The organism is Nocardia sp. NPDC050413 (assembly GCF_040655475.1).
GTDB classification, from domain to species: domain Bacteria; phylum Actinomycetota; class Actinomycetes; order Mycobacteriales; family Mycobacteriaceae; genus Nocardia; species Nocardia coubleae.
The window spans coordinates 156,164-179,692 of sequence record NZ_JBFAJZ010000002.1; the positions used below are offsets into that span (position 1 = coordinate 156,164).

Genomic DNA, 23,529 nt, shown 5'->3' on the forward strand with positions numbered 1-23,529 from the left:
CAGCGGGCTCTACAGGCGCCGCAGAGCCAGCGCCGCGGCCTGGCCCGACAGTCCCCGGCCCAGCGCGAGGCTGTAGTCCGCGCGCAGTTCGCGTGCCGTACCGGGCACCCAGTCCAGGTCGCACCGCGGCGCCGCGGCGGACAGATTCAAGGTCGGCGTCACGGTGGCCTCGCGCAGCGTCATCGCCGCCAGCGCCACATTCAGAGGACCTGCGGCGGAGAGCAGTTGGCCTAGCGCGGGCTGCACGCTGCTCGCCGCGACGGTGTCGGCCCCGGCGCCGAGCGCGGCTCGCAATGCCCGCGCCTCGGCCAGATCGGCCCGGATCACCGCCGCGCCGTCGGCGGCCACATAGCCGATATCGGTGCCGGCGACACCCGCCTCGCGCATGGCCGAGGCCATGGCGTTGCGCAGACCGGTACCGTCGCCCCAGATCTCGCCGGGTGTCACCGGATCCGAGCCACCGCCGAAACCGACGATCTCCGCGTACGGTTCGATCCCGCGGGCCACGGCGGTGTCGTAGTCCTCCAGCACGAGCATGCACGCACCCTCGCCGAGGACGGTTCCGGAGGCGTCGCGGTCGTACGGGCGCACCGCACCCGCCTCGTTGCGGCCGGTGAGCAGGTCGAGCCGGTCCAGTTTCGACATGCACCACCAGGAGACGCCGTCGTCGAAACCACCGGCGACGGCGACCGTGGTCTCGCCGCGTGCGACGGCCCGGTAGGCATTGCCGATCGCGCTGATGCCGGCGTCGCCCGCCCCGGAGAGGAACGCGCTCGGCCCGGCGAAGCCGAATTCCTCGGAGAGGAAGAACAATTCGGCCGAGGGCAGCCCTTCGACGAAGAACAGTGGGTACATCCGGGCCGCCTCGTGCCCCAACCGGGTCGGGTCGATCCGGCCGTCGGGCCCGCACGCCTCGACCGTCGCGTCGAGAATGTGCAGGGGGTCGGAGATCTGGTTCTCGCTGGCGAGGAAGACACCGACCGAATCGTTGCCCGAGGTGGCCGGGTCGATGCGCGCCTCCTCGGTGGCCAGCCGGACCGCGGCGTGCGCCAGCTGGTTGGCGCGGGTCATCAGCCGCAGCGATTTGCGGTTGCGGACAAAGGGTTTCGCGTCGAAGTCGGTTATCTCGGCGCCGAACCGGGTGCGCAGCGAGGAGGGGTCGTAGGCGGTGATCGGGCGCACCGCGCTGCGCCCGGCCACCAGTTCCTTCCAGGTCTGGGTGAATCCGGTACCCAGGGGCGACACCACACCGATGCCGCTGATGACAACGCGATTCATGAGATTTCCCTCTCTGGACCCGCGTCACGGGTCATGGTGAGCTCCCGCGCGAGGACGACCACCGCGTCGGCCCGGGTGATGCGCCCGCTGAGGCGCGCCACGGTGCCGTCGAGTTGGCGGACCTCGACCGCGACGTGCAGCTGGTCGCCGGGGCGCACATAGTGGCGGAACTGCACCCGCCGCGCGCCGGTGAGCCGCCACCGGCCACCGTCGCGGGCGAGCAACACGTCGGCCAGATTCGCCATGCCGTGCAGCATGAGCACCCCGGGCAGCACCGGGAACCGCTGGAAATGGGTGTCGAACACGGGCAGGGTGTTCGGCACGTTCGCGAGGGCACTGGCACCCGCACCGGGTCGCAACTCGACGACGCGGTCCAGGCGCAGGCCGCCGGCCACGGCCAGGGCGTCGGGCGGCACCGGCGACCGGGCGCCGACATCCGTGCTCGACACGGTCACCGCGGGGGTACTCATGGCGCCTGCACCACGAGTGAGGCGTTCGTGCCACCGAACGCGAACGAATTGACCAGCGCCACCGAGACATCGGCCTGTCTGGCCTGGTTCGGGACGTAGTCCAGGTCGAGCTTCGGGTCCGGGTGCGTGTAGTTGATGGTCGGCGAGACCAGCCCCTCGGTGATCCCTCCGAGCGCCGCGAGCACATTGAGCGCACCCGCCCCGGCGGTGAGGTGCCCGGTCATGGACTTCGGCGAGGTGACGAGCAATTCGTAGGCGTGCGCACCGAAAACCTGCTTGATGGCGGCGGTTTCGGAGACGTCGTTGCCCGGTGTGCTCGTCCCGTGCGCGTACACACAATCGACCTCGGTGCCCGCCACGCCCGCATCGGCCAGCGCGTCGGCCATGGCGGTGATCGACCCGCCACCGTCGGGCGGGGAATCGGTGATCCGGTACGCGTTCATCGTCGAGGCGTAACCGGTGAGCCGCGCCAGGATCCGGGCCCCGCGCGCCTCGGCGATCCGCCGCTCCTCCAGCACGAGCAGCACCGAACCCTCACCGAGCACGAAACCGTCGCGTTCGGCGTCGAACGGTTTCGAGGCCTTGGTCGGATTGTCGTTGTAGCGGGTGGTGAGCGCACCGAGCAGCGAGAAGCCGGCGACGTCGAGCCAGGTGGTGAGCGAGTCCTGGCCCCCGGCGACGGCCATGGTGATCTCGCCCGCCTGGATCCGGCGCATCGCCTCGCCCACGGCATGGGTCGCCGATGTGCACGCGGTGCTGATCCCGCTGATCGGCCCACGGCACCGGCCCACCTCGGCGATGGCCATCAGGTCGACACCCTGATCGCAGCGCCACGTGCTGTCGGTGCTGCGGCGATAGATCACCGCACCGTCGCTGGTGCGCCGGGTGAGCCCGATCTCGGCGAACTCCTGCGGCTCGGGCCTGCCGACGTGGCCACCGACGAAAACGCCACGGGCGGCCTCGTCGTGCGACCCGATATTGCCCGCCTGGGCCAGCGCCTGTGCCGCGGCGACGACACCGAAACCGCCGGACCGACTGAGCAGATCCCAGCGCTGGGTGGTCAAGAGCTCGGGCGCCGGGCTGAATCCACGCACCATCCCGGCGATCTGGACTTCGAAGGTGCTCGGATCGAACGTCTCGATCCGGCCCACTCCGCTGCGCCCGGCGGCCAGCGCCGACCACGTGTCCGGTGCGGTGTTTCCCACGGGGGTGACGGCCCCGATACCGGTGATGACGACCTCGTTGTTCATGATCGGACCCCGCTTCGCAGTAGTTCTTCGCGCATCCGCACCGACGCCGCGTCCTCGAGCATGTCGGCGTCGACCAGGCCGCACATGAGGTCGTCGACCTCGAAGACGACGCTCTGGCCTACGAGCAGCCGGCCCCCGGCCACGATGGTGTCGCCCCTGGACAGGATTTCGACGGAGGCGACGACGTCGTCGCCGGGCACGATGGCGGACCGGGTCGTCATGGCGCCGACCGACAGCAGCACCGCCCGCTGCCGCCGATCGGTGCTGAGATAGATCAGCCAGGCCAGACTCTGGGCGAGCACCTCCAGCTGGATCGACAGCGGCATCAGCGAGCCGAAAGCCGTTGTCGACCAATAACTCTCACTCGAACTCGTCCGCTTGACCGCCTCGACCCGCGCCCAGGGTTCGATGGTGTCGATGCGGTCGACGAGATGGAACCGCACGGGTCAACTCGCCGCGACGGTGTGTTTGGACACCATGTCCGCGAGATTGCGCACGGTGAACAGACCCATCACGTCCTCGGCGCCGAGCTTGCCGCTGAGTTCGGCCGGGTCGATCTGGGGCATCACCTTGTGCAACTGCTCGAGGCCGAGGTCGGAGACCATTCCGTCGTCGGTGCCGAATTGCTCGTCCGGGATGCCGCCCTGGATTCGCTCGCTCAGCTGGGTGGTCGTGATCTTGACGCCGAGGCGGCGTTCGATTCGGAAAAGAATGTCGAGCAGATCGATCGACTCGGCGCCGACCTCACCGAACAGGGTGGCATCGGCTTCGACCTCGTCGATGTCCAAAGCGACTGCCTCGGCGACGATTTCGCGGACGGTATCGATAACGCTGATTTCGGACATGTTGGTTTCCTCCATCTGGAAGTGGTCGGATCGGGGTGGAGCTGAGGTGCCGGTTAGCGGCGCGCGGTCTTCTTGAGCGGTTTGCCGGTCAGTAGCGTCCCGGCGACCATGCCGTCGACCGGGACGAGCGCGCCGGACAGATGCCGGTTGCCGGGCGCGGCGAGGTAGGAGACCAGGTCGGCCACCTCGTCGACGGTGGTCGCACCCGAAATGGGCACTTGCCCGATGACGGAGTCGCCACCGTCACCACTGAGAACGTCGGCGATCATCTCGGTCTCCACGAAGCCGGGCAGCACCGCGTTGACCCGGATGCCGAAGCGGGCGAACTCGAGCGCCGATGCCCGGGTGAAGGAGTTGATCGCCGCCTTGGACGCCGCGTAACTGGACGCGCCGAACCAGGCGCGTTCGCCCATCACCGAGGAGATGTTGACGATGGCCGCGCCGTCGCTCTGGGCGAGCGCGCCGCAGGCCGCCCGCGTGCCGTTGAACACGCCGCCGAAGTTGACCCGCATGACCTCGAGCCAATCGCTCTCCGACATTTTCATGATCAATTCGTTGCGCGTGATACCCGAATTGTTGACGAGGATATCGAGCTTCCCGGCGAATTCCAGCACCTGCTCGACAACCGACTCGGCAGCGCTGTAGGAGGAGATATCTCCCTGAATGGCAACGGCCTTTCCGCCGTTGTTCTCGATTTCGGTAACCACTTCCTGGGCCGCCTGCTCCCCGCGAAAGTAGTTCACGGCGACAATGGCGCCTTCCGCAGCGAGACGATGACAAACCGCGCGGCCTATTCCGCCTGATCCGCCGGTCACCAGTGCGACCCGGCCGGTGTGAATTGCTGACATCAAGTACCTCCCCAGGGGTCAGCATGAAAAGCGTGCGATGGTCCGGTTCGGACGATCTCATCCACACTTTCCGAAACCGATGATCCGGCAGTTAAACCCCAGGTGCAACCGGCATAGATGTGATTTGCACCATAATAGCTGACCGCTATTACTGAGTGGAAGGGCTCTTAGCACGTACTGTTGCAGCGCGCTAGCTAGTAATTCCAGGGGCCGCGAGAGGCTGATCTTCGCGCGGGAAAGAAGGAATAGATGTGGTGTTAACGCTGAATTCATCACGGCGTGCGACGACAACGAAAACCGACCGGTCGGAGATTCGGCCGAGATATGCTTCGCGGTATACCAAACAGGCAAGTCTTGAACTCCGGACCGCCTGCGAGCAGAATCGGGCAACGACGCTCGTCGTCGAGCGGAATTCCGTGTATCCGTACCGGCAGATTGTTTTTGACGCCTGTCCAGGTTGATACCCGTTCTATATTCAGGGGAAGAATCGCATGACATCCACCGCTTTCCTGTTTCCCGGTCAGGGTTCACAACGAGTCGGCATGGGCCACGACCTCGCCCAGGCCTACCCCGACCTCGTCGCACCGCTGTTCCGGACCGCCGACGAGGTGCTCGGCTTCGAGCTGTCCCAGCTGTGCTGGAACGGGCCGGAGGACCGGCTCGCACGCACCGACATCACCCAGCCCGCGATCTTCGTCGCCAGCCTGGCCGCCTACCGCGTGCTGTCCGAACTCGTTCCCGCACCGGTGGTTGTCGCCGGCCACAGCCTCGGCGAGTACACCGCCCTGGTCGCGGCGGGCGTACTCGAGTGGACCGACGCGTTGCGCCTGGTCCGGCGGCGCGGCGAACTCATGGCGCGGGTCAACGAATCGAATCCCGGTGCGATGGCGGCCGCTCTCGGGCTGTCGAGTGACACGGTCGAGCGCCTCTGTGCCGAGGTGCGCGAGCAGACAGGGGCCGTCGTCGAGGTCGCGAACTACAACGCCGAGGACCAGACGGTGGTGTCGGGCAGTGAGGCCGGTGTGACCGAATTCACCACCAGGGCAACGCGACTCGGCGTCGAGGGGGCGAAGGTGAAGCGGCTCGCGGTCGGCGCGCCCTTCCACAGCTCGATGATGGCTCCGGTCGAGGCGGAGTTCGCGGCCGATCTCGCCGGGGTCCGGTTCGCCGATCCGGTGATCCCGCTCGTCGCGAATGTCACCGCGGCGCGGGTGCATACGGGGGAGCAGGCGCGTGCGGGGCTACGGGCACAGCTCGCGGGATCGGTGCGCTGGAGTCAGAGTCTGCGCGCTGTGAGGGAATTCGGTGTCGAGGCGTTCGTCGAGGTCGGCCCGGGACGGGTGCTCACGGGATTGTGCAAACGCGCGTACCCCGAGGTGGCGAGCTATTCCGCGGGAGACCGGCGGCGCATCCGCGCGGTGGCCGACGAGGTGGGCGGTGTGTTCCCGGTCGAAGCCGTGGGCTGAACCGCCGCCCTGCGCTGTTCGATCTCACCCCAGAACTCGACGGACAGGGCTTCGTAGCGGATGCCGAACTCGAGCACGAGCAGCTCGTGGGAATCGCTGGCCGGATCGCCGGAGAGCGAATCATGGGCGGCCAGATAGCGATCGAGCCGTTTCTGATGCGCCTGCTTCTCCCCGGCGGCGACCTCGACCACGTCGTCGGGGGTGGACAGGCTGCCGAAGTACAGCTTGAGCAATCCGCTGTCGCGCAATTCGTGCGTGCGCTTGTCCTGCCCGGTGGTGAGCCAGTCCTCGAGTTCGGCGCGGCCCGCGTCGGTGATGGTGTAGATCCGGCGGCGGCGACCGGTGGTCTCCTGATAGCCGGACAGCAGCCCCTCTTCGACGAGGCGTTCCGGTTCGGCGTAGATCTGGGAATGGGGGAACGACCAGAAGAATCCGATCGAGCGATCGACCTGCTTCTTGATGTCGAACGGAGTGCAGGGTCCGGTGCGGGCGACCAAGCTGAGGACCAGATAGGACGTCGGGCTGAGCTTCCGGTCGGCCAAGCAGCTCACTCCTCTGGTATCGGGTGACAACATCCTGGGTGAGAAACAGGAATGTTTCATTATTGGGGCCGGATATCGCGATCCGCACTATACGTTTCGGACTATGGGCTGTCAAAGGCTGCTCGCAGTCGTCCGCCGTGTGACGACAGCGTCACACGGCGGACGAAGGCTCAGGCGACCAGCGGTTTCAGTGCCTCGCCTGCCATCTCGAGAACACCGGGATGGTGGCCGTTGGCAACCATATTGATGATGAGGCCGTCGACGCCGTGGACGAGCACGCGTTCGGAGATCTGTTCGGCGACCTGCTTCGGCGTTCCGACGAACAACTTGCCCGCCATCGAGGCGCGCACCCGCTCGACCTTCGCCCGTTCGCCCACGCGTGCGGCGAACATGTCGTCGATGAGCTGTTCGGCGCGGTCGGCGTTTTCGTCCATCACGACGAAGGCGAGGTAGCTGACGTCGAGCGTCGACCGGTCGCGCCCGGCCTCGGCGCAGCGCTGGTCGAGGGCGGCCATCTTGCGCGCCAGCTCGTCGGTCTCGCAGCCGATGCTGAGATGGTCGGCGTGCCGCGCCGCCAGGGCGAAGGTCTTCTTCTCGCCCGCACCGCCGAGCATGATCGGCACGTCGTCGCGCATGCGTGGTTCGTTGATGACGTTCGCGACGCGATACCAGGTGCCCTCGAAGCTCGGGCGTTGTCCGCGGAACATCGGTGCGATGATCTGCAGTGCCTCGTCCAGCTTGGTGAACCGGTCGGTGAAGGTGCCGAATTCGTAACCGTAGGCGAGGTGTTCGAGCTCGAACCAGCCCGCGCCGATACCGAGCATCGCCCGGCCCCGGCTGATCACGTCGAGCGTGGTGACGATCTTGGCGAGCAGCGCCGGATTGCGGTAGGTGTTGCCGGTGACCATGGTGGAGAGCCGGATGGTCTCGGTGACGGCGGCGATCGCGCCCAGCGTGGTGTAGGCCTCGAGCGTCGGGCCGTTCGGCGGGCCGAAGCGCTGATAGAAGTGGTCGGTCAGGAACAGGGTGTCGAATCCGGCCTTCTCCGCCGCCTGCGCCTGCGCGACGATGGCGGGGAAGAGTTCGTCGACCGGTGCGCCGAAGTTGAAGTCGGGCATCTGGAAACCGAGGCGGACAATGCCCCGGCCGGTGGGTACGGACATGTCAGACATCCCTTCGGAGCAGGGCGCGGCGGGCGAGGGCCGACACCCCGAGTGTCACGGTTGTCACGATCGCCAGCCGGGGCCAGCCGCCGAGCGCGCCGATGAGTTCGGCCGAGGCGTCGGCACTTTGGGAGAGCTTGCCGACCACGGCACTGGGTGCCTGAAGGGTCGCCAGCTTGTGCAGCTCGCCGAACGCTGTCGCCGACGCCGCCTCGGGCAGCACCACGTGCGCGGCGGCAGCGGCGACCGCCCCGGCAGAGCTGCGCATCAGGATGCCGAGCGCCGCCCCGAACAGGGCCACCGCCGGGAACACGCAGACGATGCCGAGCAAGCCCGGGAACGCGTCACCCGCGGCGTATTTCGAGCTGTCGATGGCGAAGACGCCGACCAGATAGGTGAGCGTGGTGGCCGCGATGCCAAGGGTCGTGCTCACCGCGGCGGCGGTGAGCATCTTCGCCCCGAACACGACATCGCGTTGCGGTGTCGCCGCCAGGACCGAGCGGATGGTCCCCGAGGTGTACTCGGTGGAGGTGACCAGCGCGCCCCAGGCGCCGATGAGCGCGATGGGCAGGGTCATGGCGGTGAAGGCGCCGCCGATCACGGTGTCGGTGGTCTCCAGGCTGTCGGACAGGCCGACCAGTGCCGCCGACACCGGGCCGATCAGCAGTGCCAGGATGGGCAGCAGGAACAGCGCCCTCGACGACCGGATCTTGATCAGCTCCGAGATCACCTGGTACCGCATCACCTCCCAGGGCGGCGCCGAGCGGTTCGGGGTGGCGGTGGTGCTGGTCACGATCGTGGTACTCATGCCGACTCCTGCAGTGTTTCGCTGTCCTGGAAGGTGTGCCGGCCGGAGACCAGCCGGGTGAAGACCTCTTCGACCGACGCGGTGACCGGCGTCAGCTCGTCGAGGACGATGTCGTGGGTCGCCGCGAGGCGCCAGATCTCGCGTGCGGTCACCCCGCGCACGGTGCCGGTGTCGCCCCGGATCTCGATGCGGTCGCCGAGCACGGCGGCCAGCCGGGTCAGCTCGTCCCCCCGCACCCGGACCCGGGGTTCGGCATTGGCGACGAAGTCGGCGGTCGGCTCGTCGGCGACGATCTTGCCCCGGCTGATCACCAGCAGGTGATCGGCGACCAGTTCGGTCTCGCTCATCATGTGGCTCGACAGCAGCACCGTGCGGCCCTCGTCGGCCATGGCCCGCAGGGTCTGGCGGATCCAGCGGATGCCCTCGGTGTCCAAACCGTTGACGGGTTCGTCGAGGATCAGCACGGCGGGGTCGCCGAGCAGGGCGGCCGCCACGCCGAGGCGCTGGCGCATGCCGAGCGAAAAGCCTTTCACCCGCATCCCGGCCACGTCGGCGAGCCCGACCCGCTCGAGCACCTCGTCGACCCGCGTGCGTGGGATGCCGTTGCTCGCCGCGAGAAAGGCCAGATGATAAGCGGCGGTGCGTGATCCGAGCACATCGCTCGCATCGAGCAGGGCGCCGACGGTGTGCAGCGGGAATCGTAGGTCGCGGTAGTCCTGGCCGAGCACCGTCGCCGTACCGGAGGTGGGCGTGTCGAGTCCGAGTATGCAGCGCATCGCGGTCGACTTGCCCGAACCGTTGGGGCCGAGGAACCCCGTGACCCGACCTGGTTCGACGGTGAAGCTCAGGTTGTCGATGGCGCGAGTCCTGCCGTAGAACTTGGTCAAGTTACGTGCTTGGATCATGCTTTCGAGCGTATTGAGCAGGCATTTCGGCCACATCCATCCCGGGAGCCAACTGCGCGGGTAGTCCTCGAGAGGGATGCGGCGCTGCTCGGTGCGTTCGCGCGGTGGCTATTACGCTGATGTCGCAGGGTGGTTCGGATCGGTTCGGCGCCTCCCGCGCCGTCCGCACAGAGGGGCGAATTCCGTTGTCGGACAATCACTATCAGGCGCACGATGCGGCGAAGGCGAACATCCGGGTGCTGATCGCCGACGACCAGGAGCTGGTGCGCGAGGGCTTGAGCGTGCTGCTGGACTCCCAGCCGGATATCGACGTCGTCGGCCAGGTCGCCGACGGCGAGCAGGCGGTGCGCGAGACCGAGCGGCTGGCCCCCGATGTGGTGCTGATGGACGTGCGGATGCCGGTGTGCGACGGGATCGAGGCCACCCGCCGCATCACCGCCGCCGGGCCTGCCAAGGTGATCGTGCTGACCACCTTCGACCTCGACGCCTACGTGTACTCGGCGCTGCGCGCGGGCGCCTCGGGGTTCCTGCTGAAGGAATCCTCGGCCCGTTCGCTCGGTGAGGCGGTACGCGTGGTCGCCACCGGTGAGGCGCTGCTCGCTCCTTCGGTCACCCGGCGCCTGCTGTCCGAGTTCGCCCGGCAGGGGCAGTCGGTGCGGTCGGCGGAGAAGGCGGCCGGGCTCACCGCGCGGGAGACCGAGGTGCTGGTACTCATCGCGCGGGGCTTGTCGAATGCCGAAATCGCCGGGGAGATGGTCATTTCCGAGCAGACGGTGAAAACGCATGTCGGCCGGATACTGGACAAACTGCAATTGCGCGACCGGACCCAGGCGGCGATCTACGCCTATGAGACCCGACTGGTGAGCCCGTTGTAACGCCGGTGGCGATGCGGGAGCGAACTGTCGTGGTCGCACCGTAACGTTGTGCGCGGTGGACGCCGGTCGCCGAGCGGTTCGCCGGCGACGTACCGATCACCGACAGCGTCGGCAGCACGCGGAGATTGGGCCACCGCCTTCGCGCACGGCGACATCGTCGTGCGGCTTTTCCCCGACGACGCGTCCTCATGGCTGCTGGTGGCCTGGTTGCGCGCGTTCGGGTCGCCCTGTGATGCGGGCCGGGCGCGCGCCGCGCTGTCCGAAGCCATCGCGCTGTCGCCGGAGGACGTCGAGGTGCATCGGTCCGCTGCCGCGATCTACGCGCGCCTGCTCGACCACGACGCGGCGCGGCGACACCGCGCGGCGGGCCTGGAGATCGACCCGACACAGCCGGAACTGCTGTACCTGCAAGCTCGCTCGGAATTCACCGGGCTCGGCGGAAGAACGGCCGCCGTCGCCACGCTACGGAGCCTGCTGGCGCAGACGCCGACCTACGACCTCGCGCGGCTGATGCTCGCCGAAATATGCTGGCGGGCCCTCATGCGATTGGCCGCATGGGTGTGGGTCTTCGCAGGATGTGTTGCGGCGATGGGTATCTGGGGAAGACCCTGGCTGCTGCGGTTGCTGACCGTCATATTCATCGCCGTCCTGGTCCGTGCGTGGACCGGGGTGTTCGGCGCGCTGCGTGACCAGCTTCCCCCGGACTATCTACGCGCCAGGACCAGCCGTCGTCCGGCGGTACTGCTCGCGCTGGTTCTGGCCGTCGCCGCCGGTGCGACCGTGGTCGTCGGAGCCGGGGCGATGTGGTCCGCCGACGCCGCCGTGGTCCGGTTCGGCTGCCGCCTGCTCGTGCTCGGCGCACTCGGGGCCGCGCTCGCCCATCTCCTGATCTTCGCGGCCTGGTTCCGGCGCGGACAGGGCGACGTTCCCCCGGAAGGCGGGTCCGGGTTCGCGGGCAGGCAACTGGTCGTGTCCACGATGGTCTTGGTTCCGGTAGCGGTGATCGTGTGGTTCGTGCGGGGCTGGACACGTCAGCCCGCAGTAGCGGGGGCGTTGTCGGCTGTGCTCGGCATCGCCTTGCTCACGTTCCTGATCGAATGGATTCGTGAGTTTCGGCCGCACGGGCCCGTACTGCGAAAGCCTCGGGTGTTCGTGCTGGTGCTGGTCCTCGTATCAGTGGCGGCCGCGACGACGGCGGCGGTGTGGTCGGGTGGTCGCGAAATCGACGACGGTGTACTGCGGAGCCGTGAGGTCGTGCGTGCACCTGCCCCGTTGCCGAGCACGGTCCCGGTGACACCCACACCGACCCTCGTCCGGCTGCCGACCGTGGCGCCTGTACCAGCGATGAGGACCCCACGCGTGTTACCGATGCCGACACTGTATGTGCCGAGCTACTTCCGGTTACCTGACGTCGGCCGGGCGCCGATTGTGACGCCTGATCGCTGATCACTCCGATGTTCTCGGCGTCCCGACCTGAGTCTTGATCGGCAGGCAGGGCGGCCTGAATACCGCGACGGCGGTAGTGTGCGCCGGAGGAATCCAGGGGAGGGGGCAGAGAGTCGTGCCGGTACAGGCGGCGCTCGAGCGGGCGCGGGTGGCTTTGGAGATCGGGCGGGCCGAGGAGGCTCGGGGGATTCTGGGGGCTGTGTTGGTGCAGGCGCCGGACGACCCGGAAGTGCTTGTGGCGCTGGGGAACACGGCCTTCGCGCTGGACGATCCACAAGAGGCGTTGCGGTGGGCGGGGCGCGCCATCGGTGCCGACCCGGAACTGCCCGAAGCGCAGATGCTGGCCGCCATGTGCGCGGCGATGCTGGGGGAGTGGGGGCGGGCACGCGAGCACAGCGAGACCGTCCTGCGGTTGCTGCCCCACGAACCCGCGTCGCTGTTGCTCGCGGCGTGGACGATCGCCTTCGGACCGGCAGGCGACAGCGACCGGGCCGCCGTGCTCGTCGGCAAGGCCGTCGAACTCGCGCCCGACGACGCCGGTGTGCACTGCTCCGCCGCCGAGATCTACGAGCGCCTCGGCGACTTCGACGGGACCCGGCGCCATGTCGGCGCGGGACTCCTGCTCGACCCGACCCACACAGACCTGCTCCGCATGCAGGCGCAGCTCGAGTTCGGCGGCGTCGAAGGCGGCAGGCAATCGGCAGTGGCGACGCTGCGCGGTGTCCTCGCCCAGGCGCCGACGGACAGCAAAGCGAAACGGCTGCTCGCCGAAGTGCACTGGCGAGCGCTGATGCGACTCGCCGCGTGGGTGTGGTTCTTCGCGGGTTGCTATGCGGCCGTGGCGATGTGGGCGCCGGCGATGCTGCTCCGAATCGTGTCGCCGGTGCTGCTGGCAGCGATTCCGCTCGCCTGGTTCGGGGTGTTCCACAAGCTGCGCAAGCTACTGCCCGACGGGTATCTGCGGGCTCGCGTACTGCGCCCGCGCGTGGTGTTCGCGCTGCTCGTGGTGGCCGGTTCGGCGTTCGGTGTGGTACTCGGCGCGGTGGCGATGCGGTCGGAGTACGTGGCGTTCATCCGGATCGGGAGCTGGCTGCTCGTGCTCGGCACGCTCGGGGCCGCGCTCGCGCATCTGCTGCTGTACACGGCGTGGTTGCGGCCGGGCCGCGACGACCCCGATCCCGAAGACGGCTTCGACTTCGCGGCCCTGCAGATCATGGTGCTCGGCATCTGCGTGGTGCCGCTGGTCGTCGTCGCCGGTCTCGCACGAGGATTCGCGCGTCAGCCTGCCGTATTCGGTGCGTTTCTCGCCGTGGTCGGTGCGGTGTTGTTCACCCTCGTCCTGGAAGCCGGAATCGGGATCTGGCGCGATCGAGCGGGATACCGCAGGCTGCCCGTGATCGCGGCGATCGTGTGTGCCTTGCTGGCCGGGGCGGGTGCGGCTGTGTGGTGGGGTGGCGGCGAGATCGTCGACGGTGAGATGCGCGGCCGCGAGTTCATGAATGTGCCCGCACCACCGACGATCTCACCGCGCGAGTTCCCGACGATCCCGACCCTGCGGGTTCCAACTCTCGTCGTACCGCCGACTGTCACGGGGGTACCGGCCATGACCCCGACCCGGTGACAGCGGCAGCCGGTCCGCAGGGCCACGTGGTCGCGCGAGCAACTGTCGGTTCCGGTGCCTGGCGACCGTAGGCTGCGGAGGGGTGGTGACATCGGCAACCGGTTCGCAGGGCCGCGGGCAGCAGGTGTCGACTCCAGAGCGTCGTGACCGTAGGCGCGAGGGCAGGACCGACGCTCGTCAGTCGTCGGCAGCGCTGTTGGCGGCGGCGACGACCGCGGGGAGCAATCCAGGGACCGCCGATTCGACGTCTTCGGTGCGCAGGCGCTGATAGGTCTGCCCGTCGAGGGTGAGGCGCTCGATGAGACCCGCTTCGCGCAGGATCTTGAAGTGGTGGGTCGCGGTGGACTTGTTGATCGCGTCGTAGAGCGCCGAGCAGCGCAGCGGGCCGCCCGCGTTGCTCAGGCGGCGCACCATTTCCAGGCGCACGGGATCGTGCAGCGCGCCGAGTACGGCGGGCAGTTCCGCCACGGGCAGGGTGGGCGCCGCGGGGAGATCTTTAGCCTGCGTCATGATCTACCTCACTCCCGGGTTTGATAGTCATCATACCCGGCGTAGGGTCGGGATCGTTCGATGGTTATCAAACTCACCTGATGGGGGCTGCGATGGCAGCGACAACGATGGTGCCGACCGAAACCGGTCAACGGTGGGCCTACGGGCTGGTGCTCGCCGCCACCGGCGTGGCACTCGGTGTCTCCGGGGCACCCGCCCCGCTGTACGGAATCTACGAAACCGAATGGCACCTGTCGCCGTTCACCACGACGATGGTCTTCGCCGTGTACGCCGTGGCCGCGCTCGGCGCGGTGCTGGTGTCGGGTCGCGTGTCCGACGTGGTCGGGCGCAAGCCGGTGATCGTCGGCGCGTTCGCCACCATGATCCTCGGGCTGGTGGCCTTCCTGCTCGCCGACTCGGTGCCGATGCTGCTGCTGGCGCGGGCTCTGCACGGCGCGGCGGTCGGGGCGACCGTGGTGGCTGGTGCCGCCGCGCTGCTGGATCTGCGACCCGAGCGGGGCGCGCGGTCCGGTCAGCTCAGCGGGGTGGCGTTCAATGTGGGCATCGCGATCGCGGTGCTCGGTACCGCTGTGCTCGCCCAGTACGCGCCGTCGCCGCTGCGCACGCCGTACGTGGTGATCGCGGTGATCTGTCTGGCCGCCGCGGCCGGGATCCTCGCGTTGCGCGAACCGCACGTCGCGCGTGTGAAGGGTCGCATCACGATCGCCAAACCCGCTGTCCCCCAGGAGATCAGGGCAGATTTCTGGTTCTCCGCGATCGGGGTGATGGCCGCCTGGTCGGTGCTCGGTGTGTTGCTGTCGCTGTATCCGTCGCTGGCTGCCGCGAAAACCGGCGTGCACAACCTGGTGTTCGGTGGGGCCGTGGTGGCCTCGACCGCCCTGGCCGGCGCGCTCGCGCAATTGTTCGCCACCCGCATTCCGGCGCGCAAGGCCGCGATCATCGGTGACCTCGGGATGGCCGCCGCGTTGCTTGCCACGATTCCGGCGCTGGCCACCAGGCAACCGGCGGCCGTGCTGATCGCGGGGCTGGTGCTCGGCGCGACGTTCGGGCTCGGCTTCGGTGGTTCGCTGCGCCATCTGTCGGAAGTGGTGCCGCCGCATCGGCGCGGAGAAACGATGTCGGCCTATTACCTGCTCGCCTATTCGGCAATGGCTTTGCCGACGCTCGCGGCGGGCTGGGCGGCGACCACCTGGGGAATCGCGACGGTATTCCCGTGGTTCATCGCGATCGTCGCCGTGGCCTGTGTGCTCGCCGCCCTGCTCGGACTGCGCGGCAGCCGGGCGAAAGGCTGAGGACGCACCCCGTCCGGCCGGGGTGAAACGGCCGGACGGGGTCGGGCAATTACGTGGGCCAACCGCCGTAGGGCACGGTGATCAGTTCTAGGAAATGGCCGTTGGGGTCGAGGAAATACACGCCTCGGCCCCCGTCGTTGTGATTGATCTCGTTGACGCCGTGCTGCTGCGGATCGGCCCAATGGTCCAGCTTGTAGCGCTGGATCTTGGCGTAGGCCGCGTCGAACTCGGCTTCGGAGACCAGGAACGCGTAGTGCTGCGGCTGGATCTCGGAAACGAACGGCGGCACCTTCGCGAAATCGAACGTGACACCGTTGTCGAGCGGGATGGGAATGAACGGACCCCACTCTTTTCCTATGTCCAACCCGAGGATGTCCGCCCAGAATTCGGCGGTTTCCCTATTGTCCCGACATCCGACAATGGTGTGATTGAACTGTACTGACAGGGGATTTCTCCTTGGTTCGTGACGGCGCCGACCCTGGGCTCGGTACAAGGCGGCCGACAGGAGCACCGTCACCGGAAACGAGATTAACGCCGAATCCCGGGTCCGGCAATGCCGATGGCGCGGTAGGTTCGCGCCATGAGGATTCGTGGAGCCGTTCTCGAACGTGTCGCCGATCCGGCACCGTTCGCGCAGTCGCGGCCGATCACCGTGTGCGAACTGGAGCTGGCCGAGCCGGGTGACGGCGAGTTGCTGGTGCGGATCGAGGCGGCCGGGTTGTGTCATTCGGACCTGTCGGTGGTCGACGGCAACCGGGTGCGCCCGGTGCCGATGCTGCTCGGCCACGAGGCGGCGGGCATCGTCGAAGCGATCGGCGCCGGTGTCGACGATGTGGCGGTGGGGCAGCGCGTGGTGATGACGTTCCTGCCGCGCTGCGGCGACTGCGCGGGCTGTGCCAGCAACGGCCGCACACCCTGCGGGCCCGGCAGTGTGGCCAACAATGCGGGCGAGCTGCTCGGTGGTGGGCGGCGGCTGCGTCGCGACGGCGAGGACGTGCACCATCACCTCGGGGTTTCCGGATTCGCCACGCACGCGGTGGTGGATCGGCGCTCGGTGGTCCCGGTGGAGGACGACGTGCCACCGGAGGTCGCCGCGGTCCTGGGCTGCGCGGTACTCACCGGCGGCGGCGCGCTGCTCAACGCCGCGAAACCCGGTGCGGGAGAACGGATCATGGTGGTCGGTCTCGGTGGCGTCGGGATGGCGGCGGTGCTGGTCGCGGTGTCGCTCGGGCTCGGCGAGGTGATCGCGGTCGACACCGTGTCCGAAAAGCTGGCGCTGGCACGGGAATTCGGTGCTACCGCCGCCTTCACGCCCGCCGAGATCGTCGACAAGGGGGTGAACGCCGACGTGGTGATCGAGGCGGCGGGCAATGTCCGTGCCTTCGAAACCGCCGTGGCCGCGACGGCTCCCGGTGGTGTCACCGTGACGGTCGGCCTGCCCGCACCCGAGGCCACCGCCACCATCTCCCCGCTCACCCTGGTCGCCCAGGGCCGGACCATCATCGGCAGCTATCTCGGCTCGGCCGTGCCCGCCCGCGACATCCCCGAATACGTGCGGATGTGGCGCGCCGGGAAACTGCCGCTGGAACGACTCGTGTCGGCGCGCATCGGGCTCGACGCGGTGAACGAGGCCATGGACGAACTCGCCGCGGGCGCCGCGCTGCGGCAGGTGATCGTTTTCGGCTGACCTCGGCGTCCCCGGCCGGTGCATGCTCGATAGGCTTGCGGACAAGCGGAAACGACGACGAGGAGATGCGGTGACCATTCGGGTCGGAGTGCTCGGAGCACGCGGCAAGGTCGGGCAGGCCATCTGCGCGGCGGCGGAGGCGGCTGCCGATCTGGAGCTGGTGGCCCAGGTCGACAAGGGTGACGCGCTGGAGGCGTTCACCGAGACCGGCACCCAGGTCGTCGTCGACTTCACCCACCCCGATGTGGTGATGGGCAACCTGAAGTTCCTGATCGAGAACGGCATCCACGCCGTGGTCGGCACCACCGGTTTCGACGAGTCGCGGCTGGCCGAGGTGCGCGGGTGGTTGGCGCAGCGTCCCGAGGTCGGGGTGCTGATCGCGCCGAACTTCGCCATCGGCGCGGTGCTGTCGATGCGGTTCGCCGAGCAGGCGGCCCGGTTCTTCGAGTCGGTCGAGGTCATCGAACTACACCACCCGAACAAGGCCGACGCGCCCTCGGGCACCGCCTACCGCACCGCCGCGCTCATCGCCGCCGCCCGCGACGAGGCGGGGGTCGGGCGCAGCCCCGACGCGACGACGGCGGAACTCGAGGGTGCGCGCGGCGCCGATGTCGACGGTGTACGCGTGCACTCGGTACGCCTGGCCGGGCTCGTCGCCCACCAGGAGGTGCTCTTCGGCACGCAGGGCGAAACGCTGACCATCCGTCACGACTCCATCGACCGCAGCTCCTTCGCCCCCGGCGTGCTGCTCGGGGTTCGAGAGATCGCCGGACGGCCGGGCCTGACCGTCGGGCTCGACCCGTTCCTCGACTTGTGAGCGCCGATCCGGTGACCCAGGCCGAGCCGAACCGTCAGGTCGTGAAAACCGTTGCGCTCGTTGCCTTCCTGGTGCTGGCGCTGGTGTTCTACTTCGTCCGCCTCGGTGGCCTTGCCATCGCCTACATCGCCGACGGCAAGCCGGCGGGCATCGCCATCGGCATCGGCATGCTCTTGCTGCCGATCGTCGGCGTGTGGATCGTGTGGACCACCCTGCAGGCCGCCCTCGATCATCAGCGCCTCGCCCGACGCATTCACGAGGAGGGCCGCGAGGTCGACACCTCGCACCTGGCGCGCCGCCCGTCGGGCCGCATCGAACGCGACGCGGCCGACGCCCTGTTCGCCGAGATCAAGGCCGAATGGGAAGCCGACCCTGACAACTGGCGAAGCTCCTACCGCCTGGCCCGCGCCTACGACTACGCCGGTGACCGCACCCGCGCTCGCGAGACCATGCGCCGCGCGGTGGCACTGGAGAAACTGGAACGCGACGGAAAGTAGCTCATGGCCCGGTTGCTCATCGTCCACCACACCCCCTCGCCGCACACGCAGGCGATGTTCGAAGCGGTCCTAGCCGGTGCGACCGACCCGGAGATCGAGGGCGTGGAAGTGGTGCGCCGAGCCGCGCTGGCCGTCACCGCCGTCGACGTGCTGGAGGCCGACGGCTACCTGCTCGGAACCCCGGCCAATCTCGGCTACATGAGCGGCGCCCTCAAGCACGCCTTCGACACCATCTACTACCCGTGCCTCGACTCCACCCGCGGCCGTCCCTACGGGCTGTACTTGCACGGCAACGAGGGCACCGAGGGCGCCGAGGCGAGCGTCGAGCGGATCACCACCGGGCTCGGGTGGACGCGGGCGGCCGCGCCGGTGGTGGTGTCGGGGCCGCCGGGCAAGGCCGAACTGGAGCGTTGCTGGGAGCTCGGCGCCACCATCGCCGCAGGTCTGATGGGGTAAAGGGGTCTCGCCCCGAATTCTGGTGGCTGACATCACGGCTGCCGATACGGTAGAACTCGACTCCGACGTGTTGCGGGCTGGCCGCGGATGGGTGTTCGAGATGGGGAGTGGTCGGTGACCGAGGTGCAGACGGTGCGACGGATCGGGTTGGTCGAGGACCACGAATCGGTGGCGATCGGGTTGGCCGCCATGCTCGGCCCCGAACCCGACCTGGAACTTGTCGCCACCGCCGAGACCGTCGCGGGCTTGCTCGCCGACGCCGACGACCTGGACCTGGTGGTGCTCGACCTGCGCCTGCCCGACGGATCGAGCCCCGAGGACAACGTCACCGCCCTGCGCGAGCGCGGCATCGAGGTGCTGGTGTTCACCGGCGCCGACAACGCCTTCCTCGTCCGCTCGGCCGCCAAGGCCGGCGTGCTGGGCGTGCTGCGCAAGTCCGAGGGCGCGGCCACCGTGGTCGATGCCGTCCGCCGCGCCGCCTCCGGCGAACAGGTGGTCACCACCGACTGGGCCGCCGCCATCGACGGTGATCCGCAACTGTCCGACGTGGGCCTGAGCCCGCGCCAAGAGGAAGTACTCATGCTCTACGCCTCGGGCGAGAAGGCCTCGCGCGTGGCACGCCTGACGGGGCTGTCGGAACAGACCGTCAACGACTACCTCGGCCGCATCCGGCAGAAATACGCCGACGCGGGCAGGCCCGCGCCCACCAAGACCGACCTGTACAAACGGGCCGTCGAGGACGGGTGGCTGCCCGTGCCGGAGAGGCAGCAGCGCACGTGAGCACCGCGGTCGCCGCCGCGCCCGCACCTGTCGCCGAGATCGACCTGTCGCACGCGGCGACCGATCAGATCCTGCGCAGGCTCGGAGTGGTCATCGGGATCGGTGCGCTGATCGTGATGATGCTCGAATTGCCCGCGGTGCTGGTGCAACCGGTCTACCTCGCCCGCTGGCCCGAGATCCACCTCGTGTCGGCCTATGTGCTGTTCGCGGTGCTGGCGATCGTGTCGGCGCGCGGCCCGGTGCGCGCCATCCGGCGTGCGGCCGGAGCCGCCGCGGTGGTCTATCTCGCGGCGGCGGCGGTGACGCCGCTGCTGTACTCGGTGACCTACATCGGCTCGTTCGCGTCATGGCCCTACCGGGGACTGGCTGTCGGTGCGCTGGCGGCCGGTCTGGCATGGCCACGTCGGGTGGCTGCGGTCTTCGTCGCGCTGCTGGCGACGGTGGCCGCGATATCGAATGTGCTGGTGATACCGGGCAGTTCGATGTGGACGCTGGTCGGGGACATCACCCGGGCGCTCGGTGTGGCCGCGCTGTTCCTGTGGTGTGTGGTGTACGCGCGGGCCGCCGCCGAACGAGTCGACCGGGAGGCCATCCGGCAGCGGGTGCGCGCCGCGACAGTCGCGGCGACCACCGCCCGCGAACGTGAAGGCGCCCGCTTCGCCGCACTCATCCACGACGCGGTGCTGTCGACCCTGCTCGAGGCCTCGCGCAGTGCCGGGTCGACGCCGGTGCTGCGCCGCCAGGCCGCGCGCACCCTCGAACAGCTCGAACAGTCACGCAACGCCCCCGAGATCGACCACTTCGACGCCGCCGCCACGGTCGAGTTCCTGCGCGACGCGGTGCGTGAAGTGGATCCCGAACTGCCCGTTCAGGTTTCCTCGCGCGGTGCCGACCTGCGGCTGCCGGTGGAATCGGCGCGGGTGCTCGGCGCGGCTCTCATGGAGGCGGTGCGCAACAGCCTGCGCCATGCGGGTACACCCGGTCGCACCGTCCGGCGCGGCTTGTCGGTGACGATCGCGACCGGCGGCATCCGGGTGGTGCTCACCGACGACGGCGTCGGCTTCGACCCGGCCCGCGTTCCGGCCGACCGGATGGGTATCACCGGCAGCATCCTCGGCCGCATGCGCACCCTCGCGGGCGGCGCGGCGTTCGTCGAGTCCTCGCCCGGGGCGGGCACCGTGGTCACCCTGGTGTGGGCCAGCGATGGCTGAGCGCGACCTGCCCTTCGGGATGCGCGACCTGTTCGGCCTCAGCGACGGAACCGCCTGGCTGTTCGTCGTCATCTTCGAAGCGACCATCGTGATGCACCTGCGGGTGAACTTCGGCATCGCCCCACTACTGCCCGCCACGGGCGCGCTGCTGCTGATGGCGGCGGCCGCGCTGGTGGTGCTGGTGTTCCCGATGGATCCGCTGCCCTGGCCGCCCACGGTGTTCGTCGCGGCCGCCGGGCCGATGGCGATGGCGCTGACCGTGCCGTGGGTGCAGAACCCCTCGGGCTTCTCCAACCAGTTGTGGACGGCCTATCCCACCTCGTACCTGCTGGCCATGCTCGTCCTGCGCGGGCGGGTCGGTGCGGCCTGGCTCGGTGTGGCCGCGGCCGCGTCGGTGCTCATGACACTCGGGGTGTTCACCGACTGGCACGCGGAAACCGTGGTGCGCGCGCTGACCCCGATCGCGACCGTCGGCGCGGTGACGGTGTTCATGGCCATCGTGCGGCCCACCCAGCGCTCGCTGCGTGAGCTGGGATCGCAGGCGAATCTGCGCGCCGCCACCGAGGCGGCCCTGCACGCGGCGACCGCCGAGCGGGACCGTCAGCTGGTCCGGCTCGACCAGGTGGCGGGCCCGATCCTGACCCGCATCGCCGAGGGCCGCGAACTCACCGACGACGAACGCGAACAGTGCAGATTGCTGGAAGCCGAACTGCGCGACGGGTTGCGCGCCCCCGAACTGGTCACCGAACGCCTCAGCGCCGCCGCCCGAGGGGCGCGGGCGCGCGGCGTTGAGGTGACACTGCTCGACGACGGCGGCTTCCGCGGCGTCCCGGAATGGGTGCGGCGCAATGTGATCGAGGCCGCCGTCGAAGCACTCGACACGGCCCGGGCGGGCACCGTCACCGTGCGGGTGCTGCCCATCGGCAGGCGCTGGGTGGCGACGGTGCTGGCCACCGGACCCGACGGTGACCGGCGCACCGAGATCGATACCGCCGGAGACGTGCGGGTTTCCACCTGACCCGAACCTGTCGTACCCCTGTGCCAGGGTGGTGGCATGCAGCGGATGAATGCGGCGGCGGCCCGGCGGATCGCGCTGGCCGCCCAGGGTTTCGGCAAACGCCGCCCGGCCAACCCCAAACGGCGGGCGATTCTCGATGTGGTGGCCAGAACCCGTCTGCTGCAACTGGATTCGGTCTCGGCGGTGGTACGCGCCCACTACGCGCCGGTGTTCAGCCGGATCGGCCCCTACGACCGCACCCTGCTCGACGGCGCCGCCTGGAGCGACAGCCCACGCGCCAGGCGCGGTCTCGTCGAGTACTGGGCACACGAGGCCGCGCTCATCCCCGTCGCCGACTGGCCGTTGATGCGGTGGCGCATGGCCGAATACGAACACGGCCGGTGGGCGGGCATGCGCAAGGCGGCCGAACGCAACCCGACGCTCGGCAAGGACATCCTCGACGTGGTCACCGAGGTCGGGGCCGCCAGCGCCCGCGAGATCGAACGGCACCTCGAACTCGACAAGCCACGCCCCAAGGGCACCTGGTGGAACCTGAGCGACACCAAACTGATCTGCGAACAGCTCTTCGCCGCGGGCGAGTTGTCCACCGCGCGCCGGGTCGGGTTCACCCGCCACTACGACCTCACCGAGCGCGTCGTCCCCGCCGACATCCGTGAGCGCGAGATCGCCGAAGCCGACGCGGTGCGGGAACTGGTGCGCCGCGCGAGCCGGGCGCTCGGCATCGCCACCGAACCCGACCTGCGCGACTACTACCGGCTGCACCGGCGCCAGAGTGCCCCGGCCATCGCCGAACTCGTCGACGCCGGCGAACTCGTGCCCGTCGATGTCGACGGCTGGGACGCACCGGCCTACCTGCACCCGGAGGCGAGTATCCCGCGCCGGATCACGGGTGCGGCCCTGCTGTGCCCGTTCGACCCGCTCATCTTCTTCCGACCGCGCACGCAGCGGATCTTCGACTTCCACTACCGCATCGAGATCTACACACCCGAACCCCAACGGGTGCACGGGTATTACGTCTTCCCGTTCCTGCTCGACGGCAAGCTCGTCGGCCGGGTCGACCTGCGCGCCGAACGTGCCTCCGGGCGATTGCTCGCGCCCGCCGCGTTCGCCGAGCCCGGCCACGCCACCGCGGAGACCGCGCACGCCCTTCGCGGCGCGCTGCGGGAGATGGCGGACTGGCTCGAACTCGACGAAGTGGTGATCGGCGAACGCGGCGATCTGGCCCCGCTGTTATGACCGGGTGCGCGTCACCACTTCTGTCCGCGCATCTGATCGCGCAACGCGCCGGTGACCGCACCCGAGAGCCACGAGTTCAGTGACTGACCGTTCTGCTGCGCGGCTTCCTCGGCGCGGGACTTGAGCTGTTCGACCAGACGCAGGGTGACACGGCTGATGTCACCGGTCATCTCCTCGAAGGTCGGGGGTTCGGCATCGTCGCCGGACGTGTTCTTGCGCACGTCGGCCACGACGTCGGTGCCGTCGAGACGCACGTGCACGGTGCGGTCACCGAGCTCGGTACTGATCTCGGCGGCCAGTTCCGACAGCGCCGACAGCAGCACCAGCCGGTGCGAGCTCTCCACCGCTGCGGCCAGTGCGGCGGCGGTGGCCTGCGTTTTCTCGTCGCCGAGAGCCGCGGCGGCGAGCAGTTCCTCGCGCAGCCGCGCGGTGTGAGCGTTCAGATCCATGACATCAGCATGACGTCACATATGACATCACGCAAGGAAGGCGACCCCTACCGGCCGCG

26 protein-coding genes are annotated in these 23,529 nt (G+C 68.9%); 13 read left to right on the forward strand and 13 right to left on the reverse strand.

Annotation, left to right across the window (positions count from 1 at the left end):
• Window positions 1–9: 9 nt before the first annotated feature.
• From AB0I19_RS06655 to AB0I19_RS06680, 6 genes are read right to left on the reverse strand one after another with little or no spacing between them, the layout of a single operon-like run.
• On the reverse strand, window positions 10–1,278 hold the full coding sequence (locus AB0I19_RS06655; protein WP_357145434.1) for a beta-ketoacyl synthase N-terminal-like domain-containing protein: 1,269 nt from the start codon (window positions 1,276–1,278) through the stop codon (window positions 10–12).
• Window positions 1,275–1,748, reverse strand: coding sequence for a hypothetical protein (locus tag AB0I19_RS06660; RefSeq protein ID WP_357145437.1), 474 nt, complete (start codon window positions 1,746–1,748; stop codon window positions 1,275–1,277). Before AB0I19_RS06660 ends, AB0I19_RS06655 begins: the two co-directional genes overlap by 4 nt.
• On the reverse strand, window positions 1,745–2,998 hold the full coding sequence (locus tag AB0I19_RS06665; RefSeq protein ID WP_357145440.1) for a beta-ketoacyl-[acyl-carrier-protein] synthase family protein: 1,254 nt from the start codon (window positions 2,996–2,998) through the stop codon (window positions 1,745–1,747). The genes AB0I19_RS06660 and AB0I19_RS06665 overlap by 4 nt, the downstream gene beginning before the upstream one ends.
• Window positions 2,995–3,441 carry a hypothetical protein gene (locus AB0I19_RS06670; RefSeq protein WP_357145443.1) on the reverse strand — a complete coding sequence of 149 codons (447 nt, stop codon included), beginning with the start codon at window positions 3,439–3,441 and terminating at the stop codon, window positions 2,995–2,997. The genes AB0I19_RS06665 and AB0I19_RS06670 overlap by 4 nt, the downstream gene beginning before the upstream one ends.
• A gap of 3 nt (window positions 3,442–3,444) precedes the next feature.
• Window positions 3,445–3,843: an acyl carrier protein gene (locus tag AB0I19_RS06675; protein ID WP_157104761.1), complete on the reverse strand. Its 399-nt coding sequence runs from the start codon at window positions 3,841–3,843 to the stop codon at window positions 3,445–3,447.
• 53 nt (window positions 3,844–3,896) lie between these two features.
• Window positions 3,897–4,691: an SDR family NAD(P)-dependent oxidoreductase gene (locus tag AB0I19_RS06680; RefSeq protein ID WP_357145446.1), complete on the reverse strand. Its 795-nt coding sequence runs from the start codon at window positions 4,689–4,691 to the stop codon at window positions 3,897–3,899.
• A 491-nt stretch (window positions 4,692–5,182) separates the two neighbouring features.
• On the opposite strand from AB0I19_RS06680, the gene fabD reads away from it, so the two are divergent.
• Window positions 5,183–6,157 (forward strand): ACP S-malonyltransferase, encoded by a 975-nt coding sequence (gene fabD, locus AB0I19_RS06685; RefSeq protein WP_067492670.1) that lies wholly within the window; start codon window positions 5,183–5,185, stop codon window positions 6,155–6,157.
• On the opposite strand, the gene AB0I19_RS06690 is transcribed toward fabD, so the two are convergent.
• From AB0I19_RS06690 to AB0I19_RS06705, 4 genes are all read right to left on the reverse strand, one after another.
• Complete coding sequence (locus AB0I19_RS06690) at window positions 6,076–6,699, reverse strand: PadR family transcriptional regulator (protein ID WP_357145449.1); 624 nt, start codon at window positions 6,697–6,699, stop codon at window positions 6,076–6,078. The genes fabD and AB0I19_RS06690 overlap by 82 nt on opposite strands.
• Window positions 6,700–6,869: 170 nt before the next feature.
• Window positions 6,870–7,862, reverse strand: a complete 993-nt coding sequence (locus tag AB0I19_RS06695) for an LLM class F420-dependent oxidoreductase (RefSeq protein WP_357145452.1) — start codon at window positions 7,860–7,862, stop codon at window positions 6,870–6,872.
• Between the two features lies 1 nt (window position 7,863).
• Entirely contained in the window at window positions 7,864–8,670 is an 807-nt protein-coding gene (locus AB0I19_RS06700; RefSeq protein ID WP_067492675.1) for an ABC transporter permease, read from the reverse strand.
• Window positions 8,667–9,575, reverse strand: coding sequence for an ATP-binding cassette domain-containing protein (locus AB0I19_RS06705; protein WP_357145455.1), 909 nt, complete (start codon window positions 9,573–9,575; stop codon window positions 8,667–8,669). The genes AB0I19_RS06700 and AB0I19_RS06705 overlap by 4 nt, the downstream gene beginning before the upstream one ends.
• Window positions 9,576–9,679: 104 nt before the next feature.
• On the opposite strand from AB0I19_RS06705, the gene AB0I19_RS06710 reads away from it, so the two are divergent.
• From AB0I19_RS06710 to AB0I19_RS06720, 3 genes are all read left to right on the forward strand, one after another.
• Complete coding sequence (locus tag AB0I19_RS06710) at window positions 9,680–10,450, forward strand: response regulator transcription factor (protein ID WP_357145458.1); 771 nt, start codon at window positions 9,680–9,682, stop codon at window positions 10,448–10,450.
• Between the two features lie 159 nt (window positions 10,451–10,609).
• Window positions 10,610–11,896 carry a hypothetical protein gene (locus tag AB0I19_RS06715; RefSeq protein ID WP_357145461.1) on the forward strand — a complete coding sequence of 429 codons (1,287 nt, stop codon included), beginning with the start codon at window positions 10,610–10,612 and terminating at the stop codon, window positions 11,894–11,896.
• Window positions 11,897–12,011: 115 nt separating this feature from the next.
• A complete protein-coding gene (locus AB0I19_RS06720) occupies window positions 12,012–13,517 on the forward strand; it encodes a tetratricopeptide repeat protein (RefSeq protein ID WP_357145463.1) in 1,506 nt (501 codons plus the stop codon).
• A 177-nt stretch (window positions 13,518–13,694) separates the two neighbouring features.
• Here the strand turns inward: AB0I19_RS06720 and AB0I19_RS06725 are convergent, their stop codons facing one another.
• Window positions 13,695–14,027, reverse strand: a complete 333-nt coding sequence (locus AB0I19_RS06725; RefSeq protein ID WP_067492681.1) for a helix-turn-helix domain-containing protein — start codon at window positions 14,025–14,027, stop codon at window positions 13,695–13,697.
• A gap of 92 nt (window positions 14,028–14,119) precedes the next feature.
• Here AB0I19_RS06725 and AB0I19_RS06730 point away from each other — a divergent pair, with 92 nt between their 5' ends.
• Window positions 14,120–15,319: an MFS transporter gene (locus AB0I19_RS06730; protein WP_357145466.1), complete on the forward strand. Its 1,200-nt coding sequence runs from the start codon at window positions 14,120–14,122 to the stop codon at window positions 15,317–15,319.
• 49 nt (window positions 15,320–15,368) lie between these two features.
• Here AB0I19_RS06730 and AB0I19_RS06735 read toward each other — a convergent pair whose 3' ends face one another.
• Window positions 15,369–15,764 carry a VOC family protein gene (locus tag AB0I19_RS06735; RefSeq protein WP_067492972.1) on the reverse strand — a complete coding sequence of 132 codons (396 nt, stop codon included), beginning with the start codon at window positions 15,762–15,764 and terminating at the stop codon, window positions 15,369–15,371.
• Window positions 15,765–15,899: 135 nt separating this feature from the next.
• On the opposite strand from AB0I19_RS06735, the gene AB0I19_RS06740 reads away from it, so the two are divergent.
• The 8 genes from AB0I19_RS06740 to AB0I19_RS06775 all read left to right on the forward strand — a co-directional run bounded on the left by AB0I19_RS06740 (window position 15,900) and on the right by AB0I19_RS06775 (window position 23,021).
• Window positions 15,900–17,006, forward strand: coding sequence for a zinc-binding dehydrogenase (locus AB0I19_RS06740; protein WP_357145469.1), 1,107 nt, complete (start codon window positions 15,900–15,902; stop codon window positions 17,004–17,006).
• A 70-nt stretch (window positions 17,007–17,076) separates the two neighbouring features.
• The gene (dapB, locus tag AB0I19_RS06745; RefSeq protein ID WP_067492687.1) at window positions 17,077–17,823 is read left to right on the forward strand and encodes a 4-hydroxy-tetrahydrodipicolinate reductase; all 747 of its coding nucleotides are present in this window, start codon (window positions 17,077–17,079) and stop codon (window positions 17,821–17,823) included.
• A complete protein-coding gene (locus tag AB0I19_RS06750; protein WP_357145472.1) occupies window positions 17,820–18,320 on the forward strand; it encodes a hypothetical protein in 501 nt (166 codons plus the stop codon). Before dapB ends, AB0I19_RS06750 begins: the two co-directional genes overlap by 4 nt.
• A 3-nt stretch (window positions 18,321–18,323) precedes the next feature.
• Window positions 18,324–18,776, forward strand: coding sequence for a flavodoxin family protein (locus AB0I19_RS06755; RefSeq protein ID WP_357145474.1), 453 nt, complete (start codon window positions 18,324–18,326; stop codon window positions 18,774–18,776).
• Between the two features lie 87 nt (window positions 18,777–18,863).
• Window positions 18,864–19,556: a response regulator transcription factor gene (locus tag AB0I19_RS06760; RefSeq protein ID WP_067492691.1), complete on the forward strand. Its 693-nt coding sequence runs from the start codon at window positions 18,864–18,866 to the stop codon at window positions 19,554–19,556.
• Window positions 19,553–20,767 (forward strand): ATP-binding protein, encoded by a 1,215-nt coding sequence (locus tag AB0I19_RS06765; protein WP_357145477.1) that lies wholly within the window; start codon window positions 19,553–19,555, stop codon window positions 20,765–20,767. The genes AB0I19_RS06760 and AB0I19_RS06765 overlap by 4 nt, the downstream gene beginning before the upstream one ends.
• Window positions 20,760–21,785, forward strand: a complete 1,026-nt coding sequence (locus AB0I19_RS06770; protein WP_357145480.1) for a hypothetical protein — start codon at window positions 20,760–20,762, stop codon at window positions 21,783–21,785. The genes AB0I19_RS06765 and AB0I19_RS06770 overlap by 8 nt, the downstream gene beginning before the upstream one ends.
• 36 nt (window positions 21,786–21,821) lie before the next feature.
• A complete protein-coding gene (locus AB0I19_RS06775; protein ID WP_357145482.1) occupies window positions 21,822–23,021 on the forward strand; it encodes a crosslink repair DNA glycosylase YcaQ family protein in 1,200 nt (399 codons plus the stop codon).
• Between the two features lie 11 nt (window positions 23,022–23,032).
• Here the strand turns inward: AB0I19_RS06775 and AB0I19_RS06780 are convergent, their stop codons facing one another.
• Window positions 23,033–23,470: a hypothetical protein gene (locus AB0I19_RS06780; RefSeq protein ID WP_067492704.1), complete on the reverse strand. Its 438-nt coding sequence runs from the start codon at window positions 23,468–23,470 to the stop codon at window positions 23,033–23,035.
• Window positions 23,471–23,529: the final 59 nt, after the last annotated feature.

What these genes read in the sequence shown, in the direction of transcription:
- AB0I19_RS06655 (WP_357145434.1), bottom strand. Translation starts at nt 1,278, where the DNA reads ATGAATCGCGTTGTCATCAGCGGCATCGGTGTGGTGTCGCCCCTGGGT.
- AB0I19_RS06660 (WP_357145437.1), bottom strand. Translation starts at nt 1,748, where the DNA reads ATGAGTACCCCCGCGGTGACCGTGTCGAGCACGGATGTCGGCGCCCGG.
- AB0I19_RS06665 (WP_357145440.1), bottom strand. Translation starts at nt 2,998, where the DNA reads ATGAACAACGAGGTCGTCATCACCGGTATCGGGGCCGTCACCCCCGTG.
- AB0I19_RS06675 (WP_157104761.1), bottom strand. Translation starts at nt 3,843, where the DNA reads ATGTCCGAAATCAGCGTTATCGATACCGTCCGCGAAATCGTCGCCGAG.
- AB0I19_RS06680 (WP_357145446.1), bottom strand. Translation starts at nt 4,691, where the DNA reads ATGTCAGCAATTCACACCGGCCGGGTCGCACTGGTGACCGGCGGATCA.
- fabD (WP_067492670.1), top strand. Translation starts at nt 5,183, where the DNA reads ATGACATCCACCGCTTTCCTGTTTCCCGGTCAGGGTTCACAACGAGTC.
- AB0I19_RS06695 (WP_357145452.1), bottom strand. Translation starts at nt 7,862, where the DNA reads ATGTCCGTACCCACCGGCCGGGGCATTGTCCGCCTCGGTTTCCAGATG.
- AB0I19_RS06700 (WP_067492675.1), bottom strand. Translation starts at nt 8,670, where the DNA reads ATGAGTACCACGATCGTGACCAGCACCACCGCCACCCCGAACCGCTCG.
- AB0I19_RS06705 (WP_357145455.1), bottom strand. Translation starts at nt 9,575, where the DNA reads ATGATCCAAGCACGTAACTTGACCAAGTTCTACGGCAGGACTCGCGCC.
- AB0I19_RS06725 (WP_067492681.1), bottom strand. Translation starts at nt 14,027, where the DNA reads ATGACGCAGGCTAAAGATCTCCCCGCGGCGCCCACCCTGCCCGTGGCG.
- AB0I19_RS06730 (WP_357145466.1), top strand. Translation starts at nt 14,120, where the DNA reads ATGGCAGCGACAACGATGGTGCCGACCGAAACCGGTCAACGGTGGGCC.
- AB0I19_RS06740 (WP_357145469.1), top strand. Translation starts at nt 15,900, where the DNA reads ATGAGGATTCGTGGAGCCGTTCTCGAACGTGTCGCCGATCCGGCACCG.
- AB0I19_RS06755 (WP_357145474.1), top strand. Translation starts at nt 18,324, where the DNA reads ATGGCCCGGTTGCTCATCGTCCACCACACCCCCTCGCCGCACACGCAG.
- AB0I19_RS06760 (WP_067492691.1), top strand. Translation starts at nt 18,864, where the DNA reads ATGGGTGTTCGAGATGGGGAGTGGTCGGTGACCGAGGTGCAGACGGTG.
- AB0I19_RS06770 (WP_357145480.1), top strand. Translation starts at nt 20,760, where the DNA reads ATGGCTGAGCGCGACCTGCCCTTCGGGATGCGCGACCTGTTCGGCCTC.
- AB0I19_RS06775 (WP_357145482.1), top strand. Translation starts at nt 21,822, where the DNA reads ATGCAGCGGATGAATGCGGCGGCGGCCCGGCGGATCGCGCTGGCCGCC.
- AB0I19_RS06780 (WP_067492704.1), bottom strand. Translation starts at nt 23,470, where the DNA reads ATGGATCTGAACGCTCACACCGCGCGGCTGCGCGAGGAACTGCTCGCC.